The organism is Roseovarius bejariae (assembly GCF_009669325.1).
Classification (GTDB): Bacteria; Pseudomonadota; Alphaproteobacteria; order Rhodobacterales; family Rhodobacteraceae; genus Roseovarius; species Roseovarius bejariae.
This window is the reverse complement of sequence record NZ_SZWE01000001.1, coordinates 1,489,654-1,506,304: the sequence shown is the minus strand read 5'-3', so window position 1 is coordinate 1,506,304 and position 16,651 is coordinate 1,489,654. Positions and strand designations below refer to the sequence as shown.

The 16,651-nt window shown below is 59.1% G+C and carries 16 protein-coding genes; 10 read left to right on the top strand and 6 right to left on the bottom strand.

The features are described from left to right. Positions 1–16: 16 nt before the first annotated feature. From FDP25_RS07225 to FDP25_RS07215, 3 genes are all read right to left on the bottom strand, one after another. Positions 17–724: an ABC transporter permease gene (locus FDP25_RS07225; protein ID WP_154150308.1), complete on the bottom strand. Its 708-nt coding sequence runs from the start codon at positions 722–724 to the stop codon at positions 17–19. A gap of 492 nt (positions 725–1,216) precedes the next feature. Then, positions 1,217–1,864: a ChrR family anti-sigma-E factor gene (locus FDP25_RS07220; protein ID WP_154153235.1), complete on the bottom strand. Its 648-nt coding sequence runs from the start codon at positions 1,862–1,864 to the stop codon at positions 1,217–1,219. A gap of 8 nt (positions 1,865–1,872) precedes the next feature. Continuing rightward, positions 1,873–2,424 carry a sigma-70 family RNA polymerase sigma factor gene (locus tag FDP25_RS07215; RefSeq protein ID WP_343031982.1) on the bottom strand — a complete coding sequence of 184 codons (552 nt, stop codon included), beginning with the start codon at positions 2,422–2,424 and terminating at the stop codon, positions 1,873–1,875. A 228-nt stretch (positions 2,425–2,652) separates the two neighbouring features. Between FDP25_RS07215 and FDP25_RS07210 the strand changes: the two genes are divergently transcribed. The 6 genes from FDP25_RS07210 (at position 2,653) to FDP25_RS07185 (ending at position 7,632) form a co-directional block, all read left to right on the top strand. Beyond that, entirely contained in the window at positions 2,653–3,954 is a 1,302-nt protein-coding gene (locus FDP25_RS07210; RefSeq protein WP_154150306.1) for an NAD(P)/FAD-dependent oxidoreductase, read from the top strand. After that, complete coding sequence (locus FDP25_RS07205; RefSeq protein WP_154150304.1) at positions 3,951–4,706, top strand: DUF1365 domain-containing protein; 756 nt, start codon at positions 3,951–3,953, stop codon at positions 4,704–4,706. Before FDP25_RS07210 ends, FDP25_RS07205 begins: the two co-directional genes overlap by 4 nt. Beyond that, the gene (locus FDP25_RS07200) at positions 4,706–5,950 is read left to right on the top strand and encodes an MFS transporter (RefSeq protein WP_154153227.1); all 1,245 of its coding nucleotides are present in this window, start codon (positions 4,706–4,708) and stop codon (positions 5,948–5,950) included. The genes FDP25_RS07205 and FDP25_RS07200 overlap by 1 nt, the downstream gene beginning before the upstream one ends. Further along, on the top strand, positions 5,947–6,510 hold the full coding sequence (locus FDP25_RS07195; protein ID WP_154150302.1) for a DUF3833 family protein: 564 nt from the start codon (positions 5,947–5,949) through the stop codon (positions 6,508–6,510). The genes FDP25_RS07200 and FDP25_RS07195 overlap by 4 nt, the downstream gene beginning before the upstream one ends. Further along, on the top strand, positions 6,507–7,241 hold the full coding sequence (locus tag FDP25_RS07190; RefSeq protein WP_154150300.1) for an SDR family NAD(P)-dependent oxidoreductase: 735 nt from the start codon (positions 6,507–6,509) through the stop codon (positions 7,239–7,241). The genes FDP25_RS07195 and FDP25_RS07190 overlap by 4 nt, the downstream gene beginning before the upstream one ends. 64 nt (positions 7,242–7,305) lie before the next feature. Then, on the top strand, positions 7,306–7,632 hold the full coding sequence (locus FDP25_RS07185; protein WP_154150298.1) for a DUF3775 domain-containing protein: 327 nt from the start codon (positions 7,306–7,308) through the stop codon (positions 7,630–7,632). A 233-nt stretch (positions 7,633–7,865) separates the two neighbouring features. Here FDP25_RS07185 and FDP25_RS07180 read toward each other — a convergent pair whose 3' ends face one another. Both FDP25_RS07180 and FDP25_RS07175 read right to left on the bottom strand, forming a co-directional pair. After that, entirely contained in the window at positions 7,866–10,634 is a 2,769-nt protein-coding gene (locus FDP25_RS07180) for a [protein-PII] uridylyltransferase (RefSeq protein ID WP_154150295.1), read from the bottom strand. 22 nt (positions 10,635–10,656) lie between these two features. Next, positions 10,657–11,841 (bottom strand): penicillin-binding protein activator, encoded by a 1,185-nt coding sequence (locus FDP25_RS07175; protein WP_154150293.1) that lies wholly within the window; start codon positions 11,839–11,841, stop codon positions 10,657–10,659. An 86-nt stretch (positions 11,842–11,927) separates the two neighbouring features. Here FDP25_RS07175 and rsmI point away from each other — a divergent pair, with 86 nt between their 5' ends. The 4 genes from rsmI to FDP25_RS07155 are packed head-to-tail and all read left to right on the top strand — an operon-like array spanning position 11,928 to position 15,093. Continuing rightward, the gene (rsmI, locus tag FDP25_RS07170; protein ID WP_425500506.1) at positions 11,928–12,803 is read left to right on the top strand and encodes a 16S rRNA (cytidine(1402)-2'-O)-methyltransferase; all 876 of its coding nucleotides are present in this window, start codon (positions 11,928–11,930) and stop codon (positions 12,801–12,803) included. Continuing rightward, the gene (locus FDP25_RS07165; RefSeq protein WP_343031981.1) at positions 12,800–13,204 is read left to right on the top strand and encodes a YraN family protein; all 405 of its coding nucleotides are present in this window, start codon (positions 12,800–12,802) and stop codon (positions 13,202–13,204) included. The genes rsmI and FDP25_RS07165 overlap by 4 nt, the downstream gene beginning before the upstream one ends. A 60-nt stretch (positions 13,205–13,264) precedes the next feature. After that, positions 13,265–14,200 carry a glutathione synthase gene (gene gshB, locus FDP25_RS07160; RefSeq protein WP_154150291.1) on the top strand — a complete coding sequence of 312 codons (936 nt, stop codon included), beginning with the start codon at positions 13,265–13,267 and terminating at the stop codon, positions 14,198–14,200. After that, on the top strand, positions 14,197–15,093 hold the full coding sequence (locus tag FDP25_RS07155) for an alpha/beta hydrolase (RefSeq protein WP_154150289.1): 897 nt from the start codon (positions 14,197–14,199) through the stop codon (positions 15,091–15,093). Before gshB ends, FDP25_RS07155 begins: the two co-directional genes overlap by 4 nt. Here FDP25_RS07155 and FDP25_RS07150 read toward each other — a convergent pair. Then, positions 15,071–16,585 (bottom strand): YifB family Mg chelatase-like AAA ATPase, encoded by a 1,515-nt coding sequence (locus tag FDP25_RS07150; RefSeq protein ID WP_154150287.1) that lies wholly within the window; start codon positions 16,583–16,585, stop codon positions 15,071–15,073. The two genes, FDP25_RS07155 and FDP25_RS07150, sit on opposite strands and share 23 nt — an antisense overlap. Positions 16,586–16,651: the final 66 nt, after the last annotated feature.

The following is a 16,651-nucleotide window of genomic DNA, read 5'->3' as shown; positions in this document are numbered from 1 at the left end:
CGATATGACCGGTGCTTCAAACATAGGCTTGCCGTGCCGCCGTCATGCGCACCGATTGCACCGCCGCGTTGACACCAAGCGCGATCACCAAAAGGATGATCCCAAGCGCCAAGGCCAACGCCAGATCGCCCTTGGAGGTTTCAAGCGCAATCGCCGTGGTCATCACCCGTGTCAGGTGGTCGATATTGCCCCCGACGATGATCACCGCGCCGACCTCGGCCACCGCCCGGCCAAACCCGGCCAGTCCCACGGTCAGCAGGGAATACCGCGCATCCCACAAAAGCGCCTGCACCGTCTGCCACCGCGTCAGGCAAAGCGAACGGAACTGCTCGGCATATTCGCTGTGCAGGTCTTCCAGCACCTGCCGCGACAGCGCCGCCACGATGGGCGCGATCAGGATGGTCTGTGCAATGATCATCGCCGTGGGGGTATAGAGCAGCCCCAGAAACCCAAGCGGGCCGGAACGGGACAGGTGCAGATAGACCAGCAGGCCGACGACGACCGGAGGCAGCCCCATCAGCGCGTTCATCACGACCAAAAGCGCGCTGCGCCCGCGAAACCGCCCGATGGCCACGAGGGCTCCGATGGGCAGGCCGATCAGACAGGCGACCATCGTTGCCGTCAGGCTGACGCGCAAAGACAGGGCGACGATTTCCAACAGGTCTGCATCGCCGGACAGCACCAGCGCAAAGGCAAGACCAAGGGCATCTCCGAGACTCTGCAAAATTTTCGACTCTGTTGTATAATTTACGTCACCGAAGTAGCTTTGCAGTCCAGTAAATAAAGATCAAGACCAAGGTTTGCCTGTCTTGTGGGTCAGGTTATCCCGTATATCCGGTGCGTGATATATGTTTAAATGTGCAAAACAATGCAAAAATTACGCAATGGCGGTATGTGGCGTGCAATTCGGACGAAATGTCCACTTTCGTCCGGTGGCCCCCGGACGCCATGGTCAGGATGCGCCTGCTGCGTTTCGGGTTTGGCCTTGCGCAAAGCGACGGAATTTTTCGTTGTTTCCGGGAGCTGTGGAAAAGGGACTGATGGCGCTTGCATATGCGGCATCCTGACGACCCGTGGTTAACACGGCCTGAAGGCCCCGACCGCCCCTTACCACTGCCCGCGTTTCGTACGACTCGTACGTTCGTTTTTCGGAAAGGCCGGATTTTCGTACGAAAACGGGGGGTCTTGCGTACGAGTCGTACGAAAATTTTCAGGCTCAGATCCGCAGGAAGGGTTGCGCCAGTCGCGGGATCAATCCCTTGAACTTCAGCGGCGCGTCGGTAGCCGCCAGACAAATGCAATCCTCGCCAATATCAGCCACCGGCGTATGGTTCAGATCCTCGTTCGCAACCTCGATGTCCCCGGGGCCGAAATGATCGACCTCATCGGCAAAAGCCCCTTTTAAAACAAGGGTCAACTCGGTTCCCCGGTGCCCATGATCCGGCACGGCCGCACCGGCGGGGATGAAAAGCAACCGCGCGGTCGCGTCGCGTGAGGTGGGCAGGATCGCTTGCTTCACGCCCATGCCAACAGATCTCCAACGCACCGAGTCGAGGTCACCGCCAATGTAATCTTGCAAAGGAGAAGGCAATATCCCTTTGTTTTTATTTTGCATTTTCGGGCCTTCCACAGGTTCCTTCAGGCGCTCCATTACCGCGTTGAGGCTGCCAGACGACATTTCTACAGCTTCGGTCTCTTCAACCAGGACACCACCCAAACTGTCGAACGCTCCCAGGCGCGCGCGGCATTCGTCGCACATCGAAACATGCGCCGCGACTGTCAGGTTGAATGCCTCGGGCAGGTTTCCGGCTGAATAGGCCATCAGCAGGGCATCGGTAAGGTGATGATTAATTTGATCTTTCATGGTCGTCGTCACTTCATTGAATGGCGCAGGCGGTCCAGTGCCAAGCGGATTCGGGATTTGATTGTGCCAAGCGGAAGGCCAGTTTCCTTGGCGATTTCCGAGTGGCTCAGATCGTGGAAGTAGGCCTTTTCGATCAATAGTCTCTGCTTTTCGGGCAAGTCTTTGATTGCGTGGCCTAATTGTGTTGTTTCCTGGTGCAGGGCCAAGACGTCGGCCTGGTCCGGCTCATGGTCCGGGCCCCAGGGCAAGTCTTCAGGCTCGGGGCGCTTTTGTTTTCGCAACGCGTCAATCTTGCGGTTCCGCGCGATTGTGAAAATCCACGTCGCCGCACTGGCCCGGCTGGGGTCGAACAGATGGGCCTTCTGCCACAGGGTCGCCATGACATCCTGCGTGCATTCCTCGGCCAAGGTCTCGTCGGCGCCCGATTTCATCAAGAACCCCTTGATCCGTGGGGCAAAATGCCCGAACAGGCGTGCGAAAGCTTGCTTGTCCGCATTGTCCCGAATGCTCAGGATGCAAGCAACCCAAGCATCGTTGTCCGTCGTTTCGTTCTTTGTCACGTTCTTCGGCCTCGGGCCCTGTGGCTGCGTTGCCCGAGTCCTAGCATGCCCAACCTCGGGGGGCGAGGGCGGTATGCAGGTATCGATATCCGGTTCACGCAACATGATCAGCATACGTCCCTGTCCGTTTTTCGGATCACTTGTAGATCAATAATTTTCTTTCTCATCCGATGCCCTGTGTGACGCGTAGTCCTCTGGGAAGACCAAACAAAAGATGGACAGTACGAAATGCCATTCGAAGCAGGCCCCCTAGGTCGCAGAAAAGTTGCCGTCATTGGTGCCGGAATTTCAGGAATGGGTGCGGCGCAGGCCATGGCTGACACCCATGATGTGACCTTGTTCGAAGCAGAGCCCCGCTTGGGCGGGCACGCCCGCACGGTTGTTGCCGGTAAGAATGGGGATCAGCCCGTGGACACGGGGTTTATCGTGTTCAACTATGCCAATTACCCCAATCTAGCGCGTATTTTTGAGCGCCTTGATGTCCCTGTTGTCAAAAGCACAATGAGCTTTGGCGCCTCTGTGCGGGGTGGGCGTGTAGAATACGGCCTGGATGGGGCCAAGGCGTTCTTCGCGCAAAAGCGAAATGCATTGAACCCGTGGTTCCTTGGCATGTTGCGTGATATTTTTCGCTTCAACGCCCGCGCCCTTGAGCAGGCCAAGAAAAACGAGGGCATGACCATCGGGCAGTTTCTGGACCATCTGAAGATGGGCAAATGGTTTCGCGATTATTATCTGCTGCCATTTTCCGGTGCGATCTGGTCCACGCCGAAAGAGCAAATCCTGGAATTCCCGGCCTATGCGATGGTTCAGTTTTTCGAAAACCACGCCCTGTTGGGCTATGAAGGGCAACACCAATGGTACACGGTCCAGGGCGGTTCAACGCAGTATGTCGAACGCCTCGAAGCCGACATGCGTGCGAATGGGGTAACACTTCGTCCAAACTGTCCGGTCGATGCCGTCCACCGCGGTTCGGGCCGGCCGGCAGTCAAGGTGCCCGGCGCAGATTGGGAGACCTTTGACGAGGTGGTATTCGCCACCCACTCCGACGTAACCCTGTCGCTCTTGGCCGATCCAAGCGAGGATGAACAAGCGATGCTGGGGGCGATTTCATACCAACCCAACGATGTGATCCTGCACGCGGATACCGGTGTGATGCCCAAGTCACGCGCGGTCTGGTCGTCGTGGAATTATGCAGAGGGCGAGGCACAGCGTGACGGGCAGATCGACATCACATACTGGATGAACAGCCTCCAGCCCATCCCGCAGGACGATCCGCATTTCGTGACGCTCAATTCCCGCAGGCCGATCCGCGAGGACCTGATTTACGATCAGGTCACCCTGCATCACCCGGTCTATGATCTGGCCGCCCTCAAGGCGCAAAGCCGCCTGCGTGAGATCAACGGCGCAAACAGAACGTGGTTCTGCGGGGCATGGATGCGGCACGGCTTCCACGAAGACGGTTTGACAAGCGGTCTTGACGTGGCAGAGGCCATTATCGCGCGTGACGCCCTTTTTGTGGCGGCAGAATGACAACCGTAGACCATATCGCAGGCCACACGTGGCACGGGCGCAAAGGCGCGATTGAAAACGCCTTTCGCTATGGTGTCGATTACGTGCTGTTGAATGCCGAAACCCCGGTAAACGCCCCACGACTCTTCGGGCGGAACCGGGCCGGCCTGGCCTCGCTTTGGGATAGCGACCACGGGGGCGCGCCGGGCAACGGAAAGGGCGCGGCATGGGTGCGTGACGTCCTGAATGCGCATGGATTGCCCGCCCCCGCGACGATCGACCTCTTGGCACAGCCGCGCATCTTGGGCCATGTCTTCAACCCGGTGTCATTCTGGATCTGCCGGGATGCGCAGGGCGCCGTGCCCGTGATCATTGCCGAGGTGACCAATACCTATGGTGATAGGCATTCCTACCTGTGTCACCGTGACGACCTTGCGCCCATTGGGCCCACCGATCGCCTGAAAGCGCAAAAGGTGTTTCATGTCTCGCCCTTCCAGCGGATCGAAGGCAGCTACGAATTCCGATTTGACATACGTGTCGACCGTATCGGTATCTGGATTGATTTCACTGGTGGAAACGGGGGCGTCATCGCCACGTTGGTTGGCACCCGTAAATCCTTGACTGTCCCGGGCCTGCTCAAGGCTTGCTTGCGTCGGCCTTTCGGATCGCGCCGGGTGCTGGCCCTGATTCATTGGCAAGCCCTGAAACTTTGGTGGAATGGCGCGACGTTTCGGGCGCGGCCTGAACCGCCCACAAAAGACATAAGCCGATGATGGCATCACGGTTGCCGGCATATGCGCTGTTTGCGGCATTCTTGGCCTCGGCTGGACTGCCGCTCTATATCCACGCGCCGAAGTTCTATGTGGATGAATACAATGTGTCGCTTTCTGCACTGGGCAGCGCGCTCTTTGTGCTTCGGCTTCTGGATGTCATACAAGATCCGCTCTTGGGCCGTTTGGCCGACAGGATGCGCGCGTGGCGCGGAGTGTCCGTAGTCCTGGCAGGCAGCCTGATGATCTCGGCAATGCTGGGATTATTCGCCGTTAAGCCTCTTTTCGACCCGCTTTGGTGGTTCGCGGTGATGCTGACTGTGGTGTTTTCATGCTTCAGCTATTTGACCATCTGTTTCTACGCACAGGGTGTGGCGAAAGCCGCCCGCCTCCACGATCAAGGTCATCTGCGTCTGGCCCGCTGGCGCGAGACAGGCGCACTTCTCGGGATCTGCGCGGCGGCTGTCGCGCCGGTGGCTTTAGGCGGCTATGGATGGTTTGCCACGGCCTTCGCAATACTGGCCTGTGTCGCGCTGTGGGCAATGCGCCCGGAATGGCAGGCTGGCACACTGGAAAGCGCAGGTTTTGCGGCGGTCCTGCAAGATCGCGTCGCGCGGCAGTTACTTTTCGTGGCTTTGGTTAATGCGGCACCGGTCGCCGTCAGTTCCACATTGTTCCTGTTCTTTGTCGAAAGCCGTTTGCAGGCCCCCGGCTGGGAGGGGCCTTTCCTGCTGCTCTTTTTCCTCTCCGCTGCGGTTGCCGCCCCAGTTTGGGGGCGCATGGCCGAGCGTTTCGGAGCTAAGCCCGTGCTGCTTGGGGCCATGGTCCTGTCGATCATTGCTTTCGCATCGGCGGTTTTACTTGAGGCGGGTGACCTTTGGCCCTTCGCAATCATCTGTATTGCGTCAGGGGCGGCCATCGGCGCGGATATGACCCTTCTTCCGGCACTTTTCGCCGCCAGAATGGAGAAAGTATCCCCGGGGGCAAGCGAAGGTTTCGGGTTATGGTCCTTCGTGTCGAAGTTCACGCTTGCATTGGCCGCGGTACTGCTTTTGCCCACGCTTGAGTTGGGTGGCTTCAAGGCGGGGCAGGATAACCCGGATCACGCGTTGATATTGCTCAGCTATCTCTATGCCGGGGTTCCGTGCCTTCTAAAGCTTGTGGCGATTGCCTTGTTGGCGGCGATTCAAATGAATCAACAGGCGTCCGATCATCCGGGTTTTGTGGAAAGGAGGCTCAACCAATGAGTCCAATATTGTTTTTCACCCTTGGTGCGCTTTTGGTGGTGGGGTTGACCGTTCTGCACGCCCGCCTCGCGGGCTTCATGGCGCAGACGCCAGCGGATTATGCGCAAAGCGAACCGCAAGTGGACCTGCGCCTGCATCTGAATGGCGATATAAAATGCGACGGCGTGATCTATGGGCCTTTGGGAAGAGTGGTCTCGCGTTTCACGGGGGATTTCGTTGCCGCTTGGGATGGTAACAAGGGTATCATGCGTGAACACTTCGAATATGACAGTGGCAACACGCAGGATCGCGAGTGGCGCCTTGAGCTGGGCAATGATGGCGCGATCCGGGCCGAGGCTGAAGACCTTTTGGGGGCCGGGCACGGCGCACAATCCGGAGCGACCGTGTGCTTGAAGTACCGTATCCGGTTGCCCGATGAGGCGGGGGGGCATGTTCTGAGCGTGACCGATTGGATGTATCTTGCTCCAAGCGGCGTGATCGTGAACCGAAGTCAGTTTCGCAAGTTTGGCGTCAAAGTGGCCGAACTGGTTGCCACCATGCGAAAAGTGGAGGCTGCATGACAGATTGGAACGGTAAAAAATACTGGCTTGTGGGGGCAAGTGAGGGACTGGGCCTTGCTCTCGCGCACAAGCTGAATTCTGCCGGGGCCGAAGTCATTCTGTCGGCTCGCAACGAAGACCGTCTAGCAGATGCTGTCGCCAAGATGCCGGGCCGCGCAAAGGCCGTGCCAATGGACGTGGCCAGCGATGCAAGCGTGGCCGAAGCGGCGCAAGCCGTGGGGCAGGTCGATGGCATGGTTTTTCTTGCCGGTGTGTATTGGCCCATGACCGCGCAGGATTGGACGCCCGAGCAGGTGACTGCCATGGCAGATGTCAATTTCACCGGCGCCGTACGTGTTTTGGGGCAGGTCGTACCGCAAATGGTGCATCGAGATGATGGCCATATCGTGCTGACAGGGTCTCTTGCCGGATTTCGCGGGCTTCCCGGTGCAATTGGGTATGGCGCGTCAAAGGCGGGGGTCATGTCTTTAGCCGAATCCCTCAGGGCCGATTTGTGGCGAAGTGGGGTGCGCGTGCAATTGGCCAATCCCGGGTTCATCAAAACCCGCCTGACCGAGAAGAACCGCTTTCACATGCCCTTCCTGATGGCCCCCGAAGAGGCCGCGCAGCACATGTTTGAACTGATGTGCGATGACAGAGCCTTCAATCGCAGTTATCCTTGGGGTTTCAGCCTTGTCTTTCGTATGGCGCGGTTTCTGCCGAATTGGGCCTACTACAGGCTTTTTGCGTAAGATCAAAGACGCGTGTTCCCTGCGCGGGCAAGCTGCCAGACAATGATGCGAACAGGAGGACTCGATGCTTGATATTAGCACGTACAAGATCGCTCAGGTGATCCTGATGGCGCGCGAGCTAGACCGGGCCGAGGGTGAGTTGCGCGCCTTTATCGACCGGCTGACCGAAGAGGAACAAGCCAGCCTAGTGGCTGTCATGTGGATCGGACGGGAAAGCTTTACGGCCGATGATCTGGAAGAAGCCAAGCGCACGGCGATGCACGAAGCGACAACGCCGACAGCCGACTACCTGCTTGGCACGCCACACTTGTCGGACCACCTTGAAAATGGTCTCGATGAACTGGGCATTTCGGTGGTTGACGATGAAGACGACCTCGTGCGCGGCGGGTAAGGCCTGTCGCGAAACGCCTCATGCAGATTGTACGAAACGCACGTACGTTTCGTACAAAAGACACCGTGCGGCCTGTTAATCTTGCGGGGGCCGTAGAAAATACCGACGCGATACCGACATGAAACCAACGCGGTACAGACAGGGTTTTTCCTTGTTAACCAGAGGGTTGTTCCCGATTCGCGTGGCCTGCGTACCGTTCGGGTAAATCAGATCGACCCAGCCAGTCCTGCCAGCTACGCCGAGGCGCGTTCGACCCCTTCGGCAATGGCTTGACGGAGCTTTTTCTCAAGTGCCTTTTGCTTGGCCTCCGAGTAGAACTTCAGGCCGAACATATCCTTGACGTAAAAGGTGTCGACCACCTGCTCGCCATAGGTCGCGATAACTGCCGAGTTGATATAGATATTGTTGTTCGCCAGCGTGCGCGTCAGGTCGTACAACAAGCCGGGCCGGTCACGGGTATCGACCTCGATGATGGTGTAGATTTCCGACCCTTCGTTGTCGAAGGTGATATGTGTCGGCACCTTGAAGGCGCGTTCGCGCTTCTTGATCTTGTCGCGTGACTGAATGGCCTCTGTCGCGACGACTTCGCCCTTGAGTGTCTTGTGGATCATCTGGCGCAAGCGCGGCAGGCGGTCGGCCTCATAGGGGTGGCCATCTGCATCCTGAACCCAGAAGGCCGCCGTCGCGAAGCCATCCTTCGTGGTATAGGTCCGGGCATCGACGACATTGGCGCCCACAAGCGCCAAGGCCCCCGCCAGACGTGAGAATATACCGGGATGGTCCGCAAGGGCGAAGCAGGCCCGTGTCGCGTCGCGGTCCGCGTCGATGGCAAGGTCAATGGCGATCTCGTCCGTTCCCAAGTCGCGCAGCAGCTTGGCAAAGACAACATGTGCCGTGACATGCAGTCCTTGCCAATATGGCGGGTAATGCCGAGCTTTTTCGCGCTTGAGGTCTTTGGCGGGCCAGTCTGAGAGCTCTTGTGTAAGGTTGCGTTTGGCGTCCGAGCCTCGTTGCTCGCGATTGAGGTCTTCCAGGCCGCCTTCCATGGCGCGGCGGGTTTGCCTGTAAAGCGCGCGCAGAAGCGAGGCTTTCCAGTTGTTCCATGTGCCGGGCCCGACCCCACGGATGTCACAGACGGTCAGCACGCACAGCAGGTCCAGACGCTCCTTGGTCTGAACCGCCTTGGCGAAATCACGAACTGTCCGCGGATCGGCAATGTCGCGTTTTTGCGCCATATCCGACATCAGCAGGTGATACCGCACGAGCCATTCCACGGTATCCACTTCCTTGGCCTTCAGGCCAAGGCGCGGCGCCACCTTTCGGGCGATGCGCGCGCCGACGATCGAATGATCCTCGTCCCGGCCTTTCCCGATGTCATGCAGGAGAAGCGCCACATAAAGGACCTTTCGATTCACCCCTTCTTCAAGAATCGATGAGGATAGAGGCAGGTCTTCTTCCAACTCGCCGCGTTCTATCTGGGCGAGGTTGGAAATGCATTGGATCGTGTGCTCGTCTACCGTGTAGCTGTGATACATGTTGAACTGCATCAGTGCGACGATGGGTTCGAATTCCGGGATGAAAGCGGACAATACGCCAAGTTCGTTCATCCGCCGAAGCGCCCTCTCGGGGTTGCCGTGCTTCAGGAGCAGATCAAGGAACAGCTTCTGGGCGCGGCGGTCATTGCGCATCGTGTCATCGATGAGATCGAGATTGGCCGTGACCAACCGCATTGCATCGGGATGAATAAGCAACCCGGTGCGTAACCCCTCCTCGAAAATACGTAGCAGGTTTAGCGGTTCGGACAGGAATGCGGCCTCATCGACAATCGCAAGGCGGCCGCGCACCTCCTCGTAACCCTCCTTCAGTTTGCGTTTGCGCCGGAAGATGCGCTGTAACAGGGGTTCGGATTTGGCATGTGCGGCTTCAAGCTTGGTCAGGAAGATGCGCGTCAAATCTCCGACCTGCGTCGTGTGCCGGAAATAATCCTGCATGAAGTGTTCGACCGCACGTCGCCCGGCCGTGTCGCGATAGCCCATGCGCTCGGCCACCTCGACCTGCAAGTCGAAGGTGAGTTGATCGGTGGCCCGTTTGGTGATCAGGTGAATATGGCAGCGCACTGCCCAAAGGTAGCTTTCGGCGCGGGCGAAGGTGTCGAATTCATCCTCGGTGAACACTCCAAGCGCCACCAGTTCGGCCACGTTTTCAACCCTGTGGAGGTACTTGGCAATCCAGAACAAAGACTGGAGATCGCGCAGGCCGCCTTTCCCTTCTTTGACGTTGGGTTCGACCATAAAGCGCTGACCGCCCTGCTTTTCGTGGCGGTTGTCGCGTTCTTCGAGTTTCGCTTCGATGAACTCGCGCTCGGTGCCTTCGAACAACTCGTGCCAGAGACGTTTCTTGAAATGGTCGGCAAGCTGCCTGTCGCCCGCAAGAAAACGGTTTTCCAACAGTGCCGTGCGAATGGTGAAATCCTCGCCACCAAGGCGCAAACAGTCGCGGATCGTACGGCTTGCGTGGCCGACCTTCAGCTTCAGGTCCCACAGGATGTAGAGCATGGTTTCTATCACGCTCTCGGCCCATGGGGTGATTTTGTAAGGGGTCAGAAACAGCAGATCGACATCCGATTGCGGTGCCATTTCCCCACGTCCATAGCCGCCCACGGCAAAAACGCTCAGACGTTCGGAATCCGTTGGGTTGGAAAGGGCGTGAATATACTGGGTCGTGACCTCAAGCGCACTCAAAATTACACAATCCGTCAGCCAACTGTAGGCCCGGACGGTGGGGCGAGCGGCAAATGGGTGCTCTGAAAAGCCCGCGGCGATAGCCTCACGTCCTTGCTTCATTGCCTCCGATAAGATCGCGGTTGCCGAACGTCGCAGGGCAGTGGTATCCCCCTGTGCCTCTTTAGCTGCGCGTTGAAGGTCCTCATGAATCCTAGGCGCATCGAAAATGTCGAGCGCAGGGCAGATCAGGTCATCGGGCAGGTGAATGGCGTCTTTCATTGCGGATCAGGATAGGGGCGGCTTAGAAGCCAGCCCCGCCAAAGCCTCGCGGTGCTGGGTCCAAAACAACAACCTGCTGATCGCGGATCGTGGCCACGGCCAGACCGCGTTCGTTCGTGCCATCCGCGCGGAAGCGAAAGACGCCGCCGACACCTTGGAAACCCGCCGATTGCGTCAGGCGTGCCCGGCTCAGGGCGTCACGGCTACCGGATTTGGCCAAGGCACCAATGGCTGCGATGCCGTCATACGCCAGACCGCTGATGACGTGCGGAGTATGCCCGTTCGCCGCCTGAAAGCGTGACTTGAAGGCTGCGCTGCGCTGCGGATCTGGAATGGCGAACCAACCACCTTGCACGCCGGGAAGTGAGGTTGTTTGGGCGGGAACATCCCAACGTGAAAGGCCGATGTACTGGGTATTTGCAGGGCTCAGGCCCGCTTCGGGCAGCATTTGCGAAAACAAAGGCAAAGCGCCTGCCGTGTTCGAGGTCATGAAAATCGCATCGGCATTGGATTGTGCCGCGGCGGCCCGAATTTTCGGTACAGCCGAGGCAACGCCCTGTTGCGAAAATTCATAGCCGACCGATCCGGCAAATTGTGACCCGCTTGCATTGACGGCCTGCTCAATCGCGTTGCGGCCAAGCTGTCCGGCAAGATTGTCGGAGTAGACCGCGAGAATACGTTTCTTGCCCTGTCTGGAGGCGAAACCCGCGAGACGGCTGGCTGTCGTGTTGAAAGTCTGGCCAAGGATAAAGAGGTTGCCGCCCGCAATTGTCGGATTGTTGGAAAAGGCGAGGACGTTTACGCCCTTGTCCGCAACCGCCACGGCAGCGGCATTCGCGGATTCGGCATGTAGCGGGCCTACAATGATTCGCGCACCATCGGCCACGGCGTTACGTGCCGCGGTTTGCGCCTGTGCCGGGTTGCCCGCGGTGCCGTAAACGCGCAGGTCGATTTGCACACCCTGAAGGTCAGCTGCGGCAAGCCGTGCCGCTGCTTCAAGGTCGCGAGCCAGAGTTTGTTCTTGCGGGCTTGTTGCACCATGCGGAACCAAAAGAGCAACAGCCACAGGTTTCGACGGGTTGATCGCAGACCCTCCCCCGGCTGGTCCCGAAAGCGAAACCGGCTGACAGGCGGCAAGCCAGACCAGCGAGAATAGAATCATCAGGCGGCTGAGTGCCTTGCGGGCGGGGGACAAAACGGCGAACATGGGTACTCCTCAACTCCGGTGTTGCGTTAGGGCATGGGCCCGAGGCGACGTCGGGCCGATAATAAACGTCATGTGGGGCGGGTCCAGTGGTGAATCAGACAGCGGCGAAACTGAGCCCGGGGCTTTACCTCGTGGCCACCCCCATAGGGGCGGCACACGATATAACCCTGCGCGCGCTCGACTTGCTCGGGGCGGCGGATGTGATCGCCGCCGAAGATACGCGAAGCCTGCGCAAGCTGCTTGATATTCATGGCATACCTTTGGACGGGCGGCCCGTTGTCGCTTATCACGATCATAGCAAGTCAGCAGTGCGAGAGCGGCTTTTACAGGACATCTCGGCTGGAAAATCGGTTGTTTACGCTTCGGAGGCGGGGACGCCGATGGTGGCCGATCCGGGGTATGATCTGGCGCGTGAAGTGATCGCTGCGGATTTGCCGTTGGTGTCGGCGCCGGGCCCGTCAGCGGTGATCGCGGCGCTGACCGTGTCGGGCCTGCCGACAGACCGATTTTTCTTTGCGGGTTTTCTGCCCAATGCGTCGGGCAAGCGAAAAACTGCCTTGCGCGAGGTTGCCCCCGTACCCGGAACCCTGGTGTTCTACGAATCGCCCAAGCGTGTTGCGGCCATGCTGCGCGACGCGTCCGAGGTTTTGGGGGCGTCGCGCCGTGCGGTGGTGTGCCGTGAGTTGACCAAGAAATTCGAAGAGGTCCTGCGCGGCAGTTTGCAGGAATTGGCAGACACCTGTGCCGAACGGACCATGAAAGGGGAAATCGTCGTTTTGGTGGATCGTGGAGATTTACCAAATGTTGACGAAGCTGACCTAGACTCGGTCCTGCGTGATGTATTGCGCGAGAAAACCGTGAGGGATGCGGCCGATGACGTGGCTGCAAAATTGGGCCTGAAGCGGCGACAGGTGTATCAGCGTGCCTTGCAACTGGCCGACGACGACATGTACGACAAGTGAAGACATCTGACTCAGAGGGACGAACTCCGGCACGCTCTCGGCAATTCCGTGGCCAAAACGCTTACCTTTCCGGAATTGCGGCAGAGAAAATTGTCGCTCAGGCTTATCAGAACCTCGGGGTCTCCCTGCTGGAGAAACGTTGGCGTGGGCAGGGCGGTGAGATTGACATGATCTTCCAGTGTGGCAAGGAAATCGTGTTCTGCGAAGTGAAGAAGGCCCGCAGTTTCGATGAGGCGATTGCTCGCCTGAGACCCGACCAGATGCGGCGCATCCATCACGCGGCGTCAGAGTACCTTGGGCAGGTGCCATCGGGGCAGCTGTCGGAGGTCCGGTTCGATCTGGCCGTGGTCGATGAAAGCGGGCAGGTCCGGATCATGCAAAACGCTTTCAGTCATTTCTGATTTGCGCTTGCACGCGGCATGGCCCATGTAGGTTGAAACCAGAGACCTTGGGGGCTGCCGATGAAAATCGCCTTTCAGATGGACCCGATCGGGCCAATCGACATCAACGCCGACAGCACGTTCCGCATCGCCGAAGAGGCGCAGGCGCGCGGGCATGATCTTTTTTATTATACGCCGGATCGCCTGTCATACGTGGAAGGCCGGGTGATGGCCCGGGGGTGGCCCTTGCGTGTGCAGCGCGTCGAGGGGGACCATTTCGAACTTGGCGACGAGACCACTGTCGACCTTTCGGACTTCGATGTTGTCTGGCTGCGTCAGGACCCGCCGTTTGACATGTTCTACATCACCACGACGCATCTGTTGCAGCGGTTGACGCCGGAAACACTTGTCGTGAACGATCCGTTCTGGGTGCGGAATTTTCCGGAAAAACTCCTGATTCTGGATTTCCCCGAATTGATGCCACCCACGGCCATTGCCCGCGATCTGGACGCAATTCGTGAATTCAAGGCGGCACATGGCGATGTGATCCTCAAGCCGCTCTACGGTAACGGTGGGGCGGGGGTGTTCCACCTGCCCGAGTCGGACCGGAACCTGAGCGCCTTGCACGAACTCTTCACCGGGTTCAGCCGTGAACCCCTGATCGTGCAGAAATTCCTGCCCGAAATCAAAAACGGCGATAAGCGCGTGATCTTGGTGGATGGTGAGCCTGTTGGTGCCATCAATCGCATCCCCGGTGAGGGGGAAACCCGATCGAACATGCATGTCGGCGGGCGGCCCGAGAAAGTGGCGCTTACCGACCGTGACCGCGAGATTTGCGCGGCGATTGGCCCGCTCTTGCGTGAGAAAGGCCAAATTTTCGTGGGGATCGACGTGATCGGCAACTACCTGACCGAGATCAACGTGACGTCGCCTACCGGTATTCAGGAACTTGAACGTTTCGACGGCGTCAACGTGGCCGCCAGAATTTGGGAGGCCATCGAGGGGCGGCGCAAATGAGCCTTATTCGGCCTGCGCTTAATCTGTCCTTGCGGCTTTTCGAGCGGCCTCATCTGGCACGCGTGAAGGCGCCTGAGAAACTGCGGCGAAGTTTCGAGAGAAAGGCGCGATTCTGGTTCCGTGCTCCGCGCGGTAGCACGTTCCGGAACGAGGTCGTGGATGGTGTCCCGGTTATTTGGGCTGATGGGCCGGGAGTGCAGGAGAATGGCCCGGTCATCTTGTATTTTCATGGGGGTGGCTATGTCTTTGGCTCGGCCAGGACGCACCGGGCGATGTTGGCGCGCCTGTCGCAACTGACAGGTTTGCGTGCGTGCCTTGCAGATTACAGGCTGGCGCCTGAGAATGCCTTTCCTGCCGCCCTCGAAGATGCCCTGAGCGTTTACATCGAATTGGCCGCGCGCCCCGGCGGGGTCATCATCGGGGGGGATAGTGCCGGGGGTGGTTTGTCCTTTGCGCTGTTGGCCGAAATCCTCAAGCACGGCCTGAAAAAGCCTTTGGGCTGTTTCGCTTTTTCGCCCCTCACGGATATCGGGTTTACGGGCGATAGCGTCGTGCGAAACGGAAAGGCCGACGTCGTGCTGCCGGTCGAGCGGACCAGCGAAATGGCCGAAATGTATCTGCAAGGGGCGCCTGAACGCGACCCGCGCGCATCCCCTCTCTTTGCCCGGTTTTCCGGTGCTCCGCCGGTCTGGATCGCGGCGGGCACCACGGAAATTCTATTGGACGACACGCGGCGCATGGCCACCCATTTGCGCGAAGAGGGTGCCGATGTGACCGAGGTGATCGAAGAGAATGTGCCGCATGTCTGGCCGATTTTTCACAACCTGCTACCCGAGGCAGAGGCGACCCTGAAACAGGTGGCGGATTGGATCATGCCTCGGTCGGGACGCTGAGGCGATAACTGACAGCCTCGGCCACATGCGGGCGGCGCACGGTATCGGCCCCCTCCAGATCGGCAATCGTGCGCGCGACACGCAGAACCCGGTGATAGCCGCGCGCCGTGAGGCCAAAGCGTTCAGCCATGCGGTTGATCAACTCGCGTCCTTCGGTATCCGGGTTGGCGATTTCCTCCAGCGTCTCGCCTTCTGCATCCGCGTTGAGATGCAGCTTCGCTTTATCGGCAAAGCGGGCATTTTGCACCTCGCGTGCCGTAGTGACCCGCGCGGCCACCTCGGCGCTGCTGTCACCTGATGGCGGTAGGTCAAGGTCGGTGAAAGCCACTGGCGGCACCTCGATCCGTAGGTCAAAGCGATCCATGAGTGGCCCAGAGATGCGCCCCATGTAATCGGCCCCGCATTGTGGCACGCGGGCACATGCGCGGGACGGATCGGAGAGATACCCGCATTTACATGGGTTGGCAGCCGCGACCAGCATGAAGCGACAGGGGTATTTCACATGCGCGTTCGCGCGGGCAACGATGACCTCGCCGGTCTCGATCGGTTGCCGTAGCGTTTCCAAAACAGTGCGCGGAAACTCGGGAAATTCGTCCATGAACAACACACCGTTATGTGCAAGGCTGATCTCACCCGGTGAGGCCCGCCGCCCACCCCCTACAATCGCCGCCATCGAGGCTGTGTGATGTGGTTCACGGAAGGGGCGGGTACGGTTAATTCCACCCTCGTCCAGCAATCCCGCCAGCGAATGGATCATCGAAGTTTCCAAGGCTTCTGGCGCGGTCAGCGGCGGTAGAATGCCGGGCAGACGCGCGGCCAGCATGGATTTACCGGACCCCGGTGTGCCGACCATCATCAGGTGATGGCGCCCGGCCGCGGCGATTTCCAAGGCGCGTTTGGCGCGTTCCTGCCCCTTCACGTCAAGCAGGTCGCGCCCCGAGATATTGGTGCTGACCTCGCCCGGCTCGGCGGGGGGCAGCGGGGATTGGCCAGTATAATGGCGCACGACATCGGCGAGACTTGCAGCACCGATGACCTGTGCGGCCCCAACCCATGCGGCCTCGGCCCCGGATGCCTTGGGGCACAGAAGCGTGCGGTCTTCCTCGGCGGCGGCCATGGCAGCAGGCAAGGCGCCTATGACCGGGATAAGCGACCCGTCAAGCGACAGTTCCCCAAGGCTACAGGTGCCTTCGACCGCATCGGCCGGGACGATTTCAAGCGCGGCCAAAAGCGCCAAGGCAATGGGCAAATCGAAATGGCTGCCCTCCTTGGGTAGGTCCGCAGGGCTGAGGTTGATGGTAATGCGCTTGGAAGGCAGCGCTATTGCCATGGAACTAAGCGCGGTGCGCACACGGTCCCGGGCTTCGCTGACGGCCTTGTCGGGTAAACCCACCAAAGAAAACGCAGGCATCCCGGGTGTCACGGCGCATTGCACTTCGACTTGCCGGGCATCGACCCCTTCGAAGGCGACGGTGTAGGCGCGCGCGACCATGTTTGGAGACCCTTGATTAAACTTGGTTAACCATGGGTAGCGCCTTTATGGTTGAGGAAGTGTTAA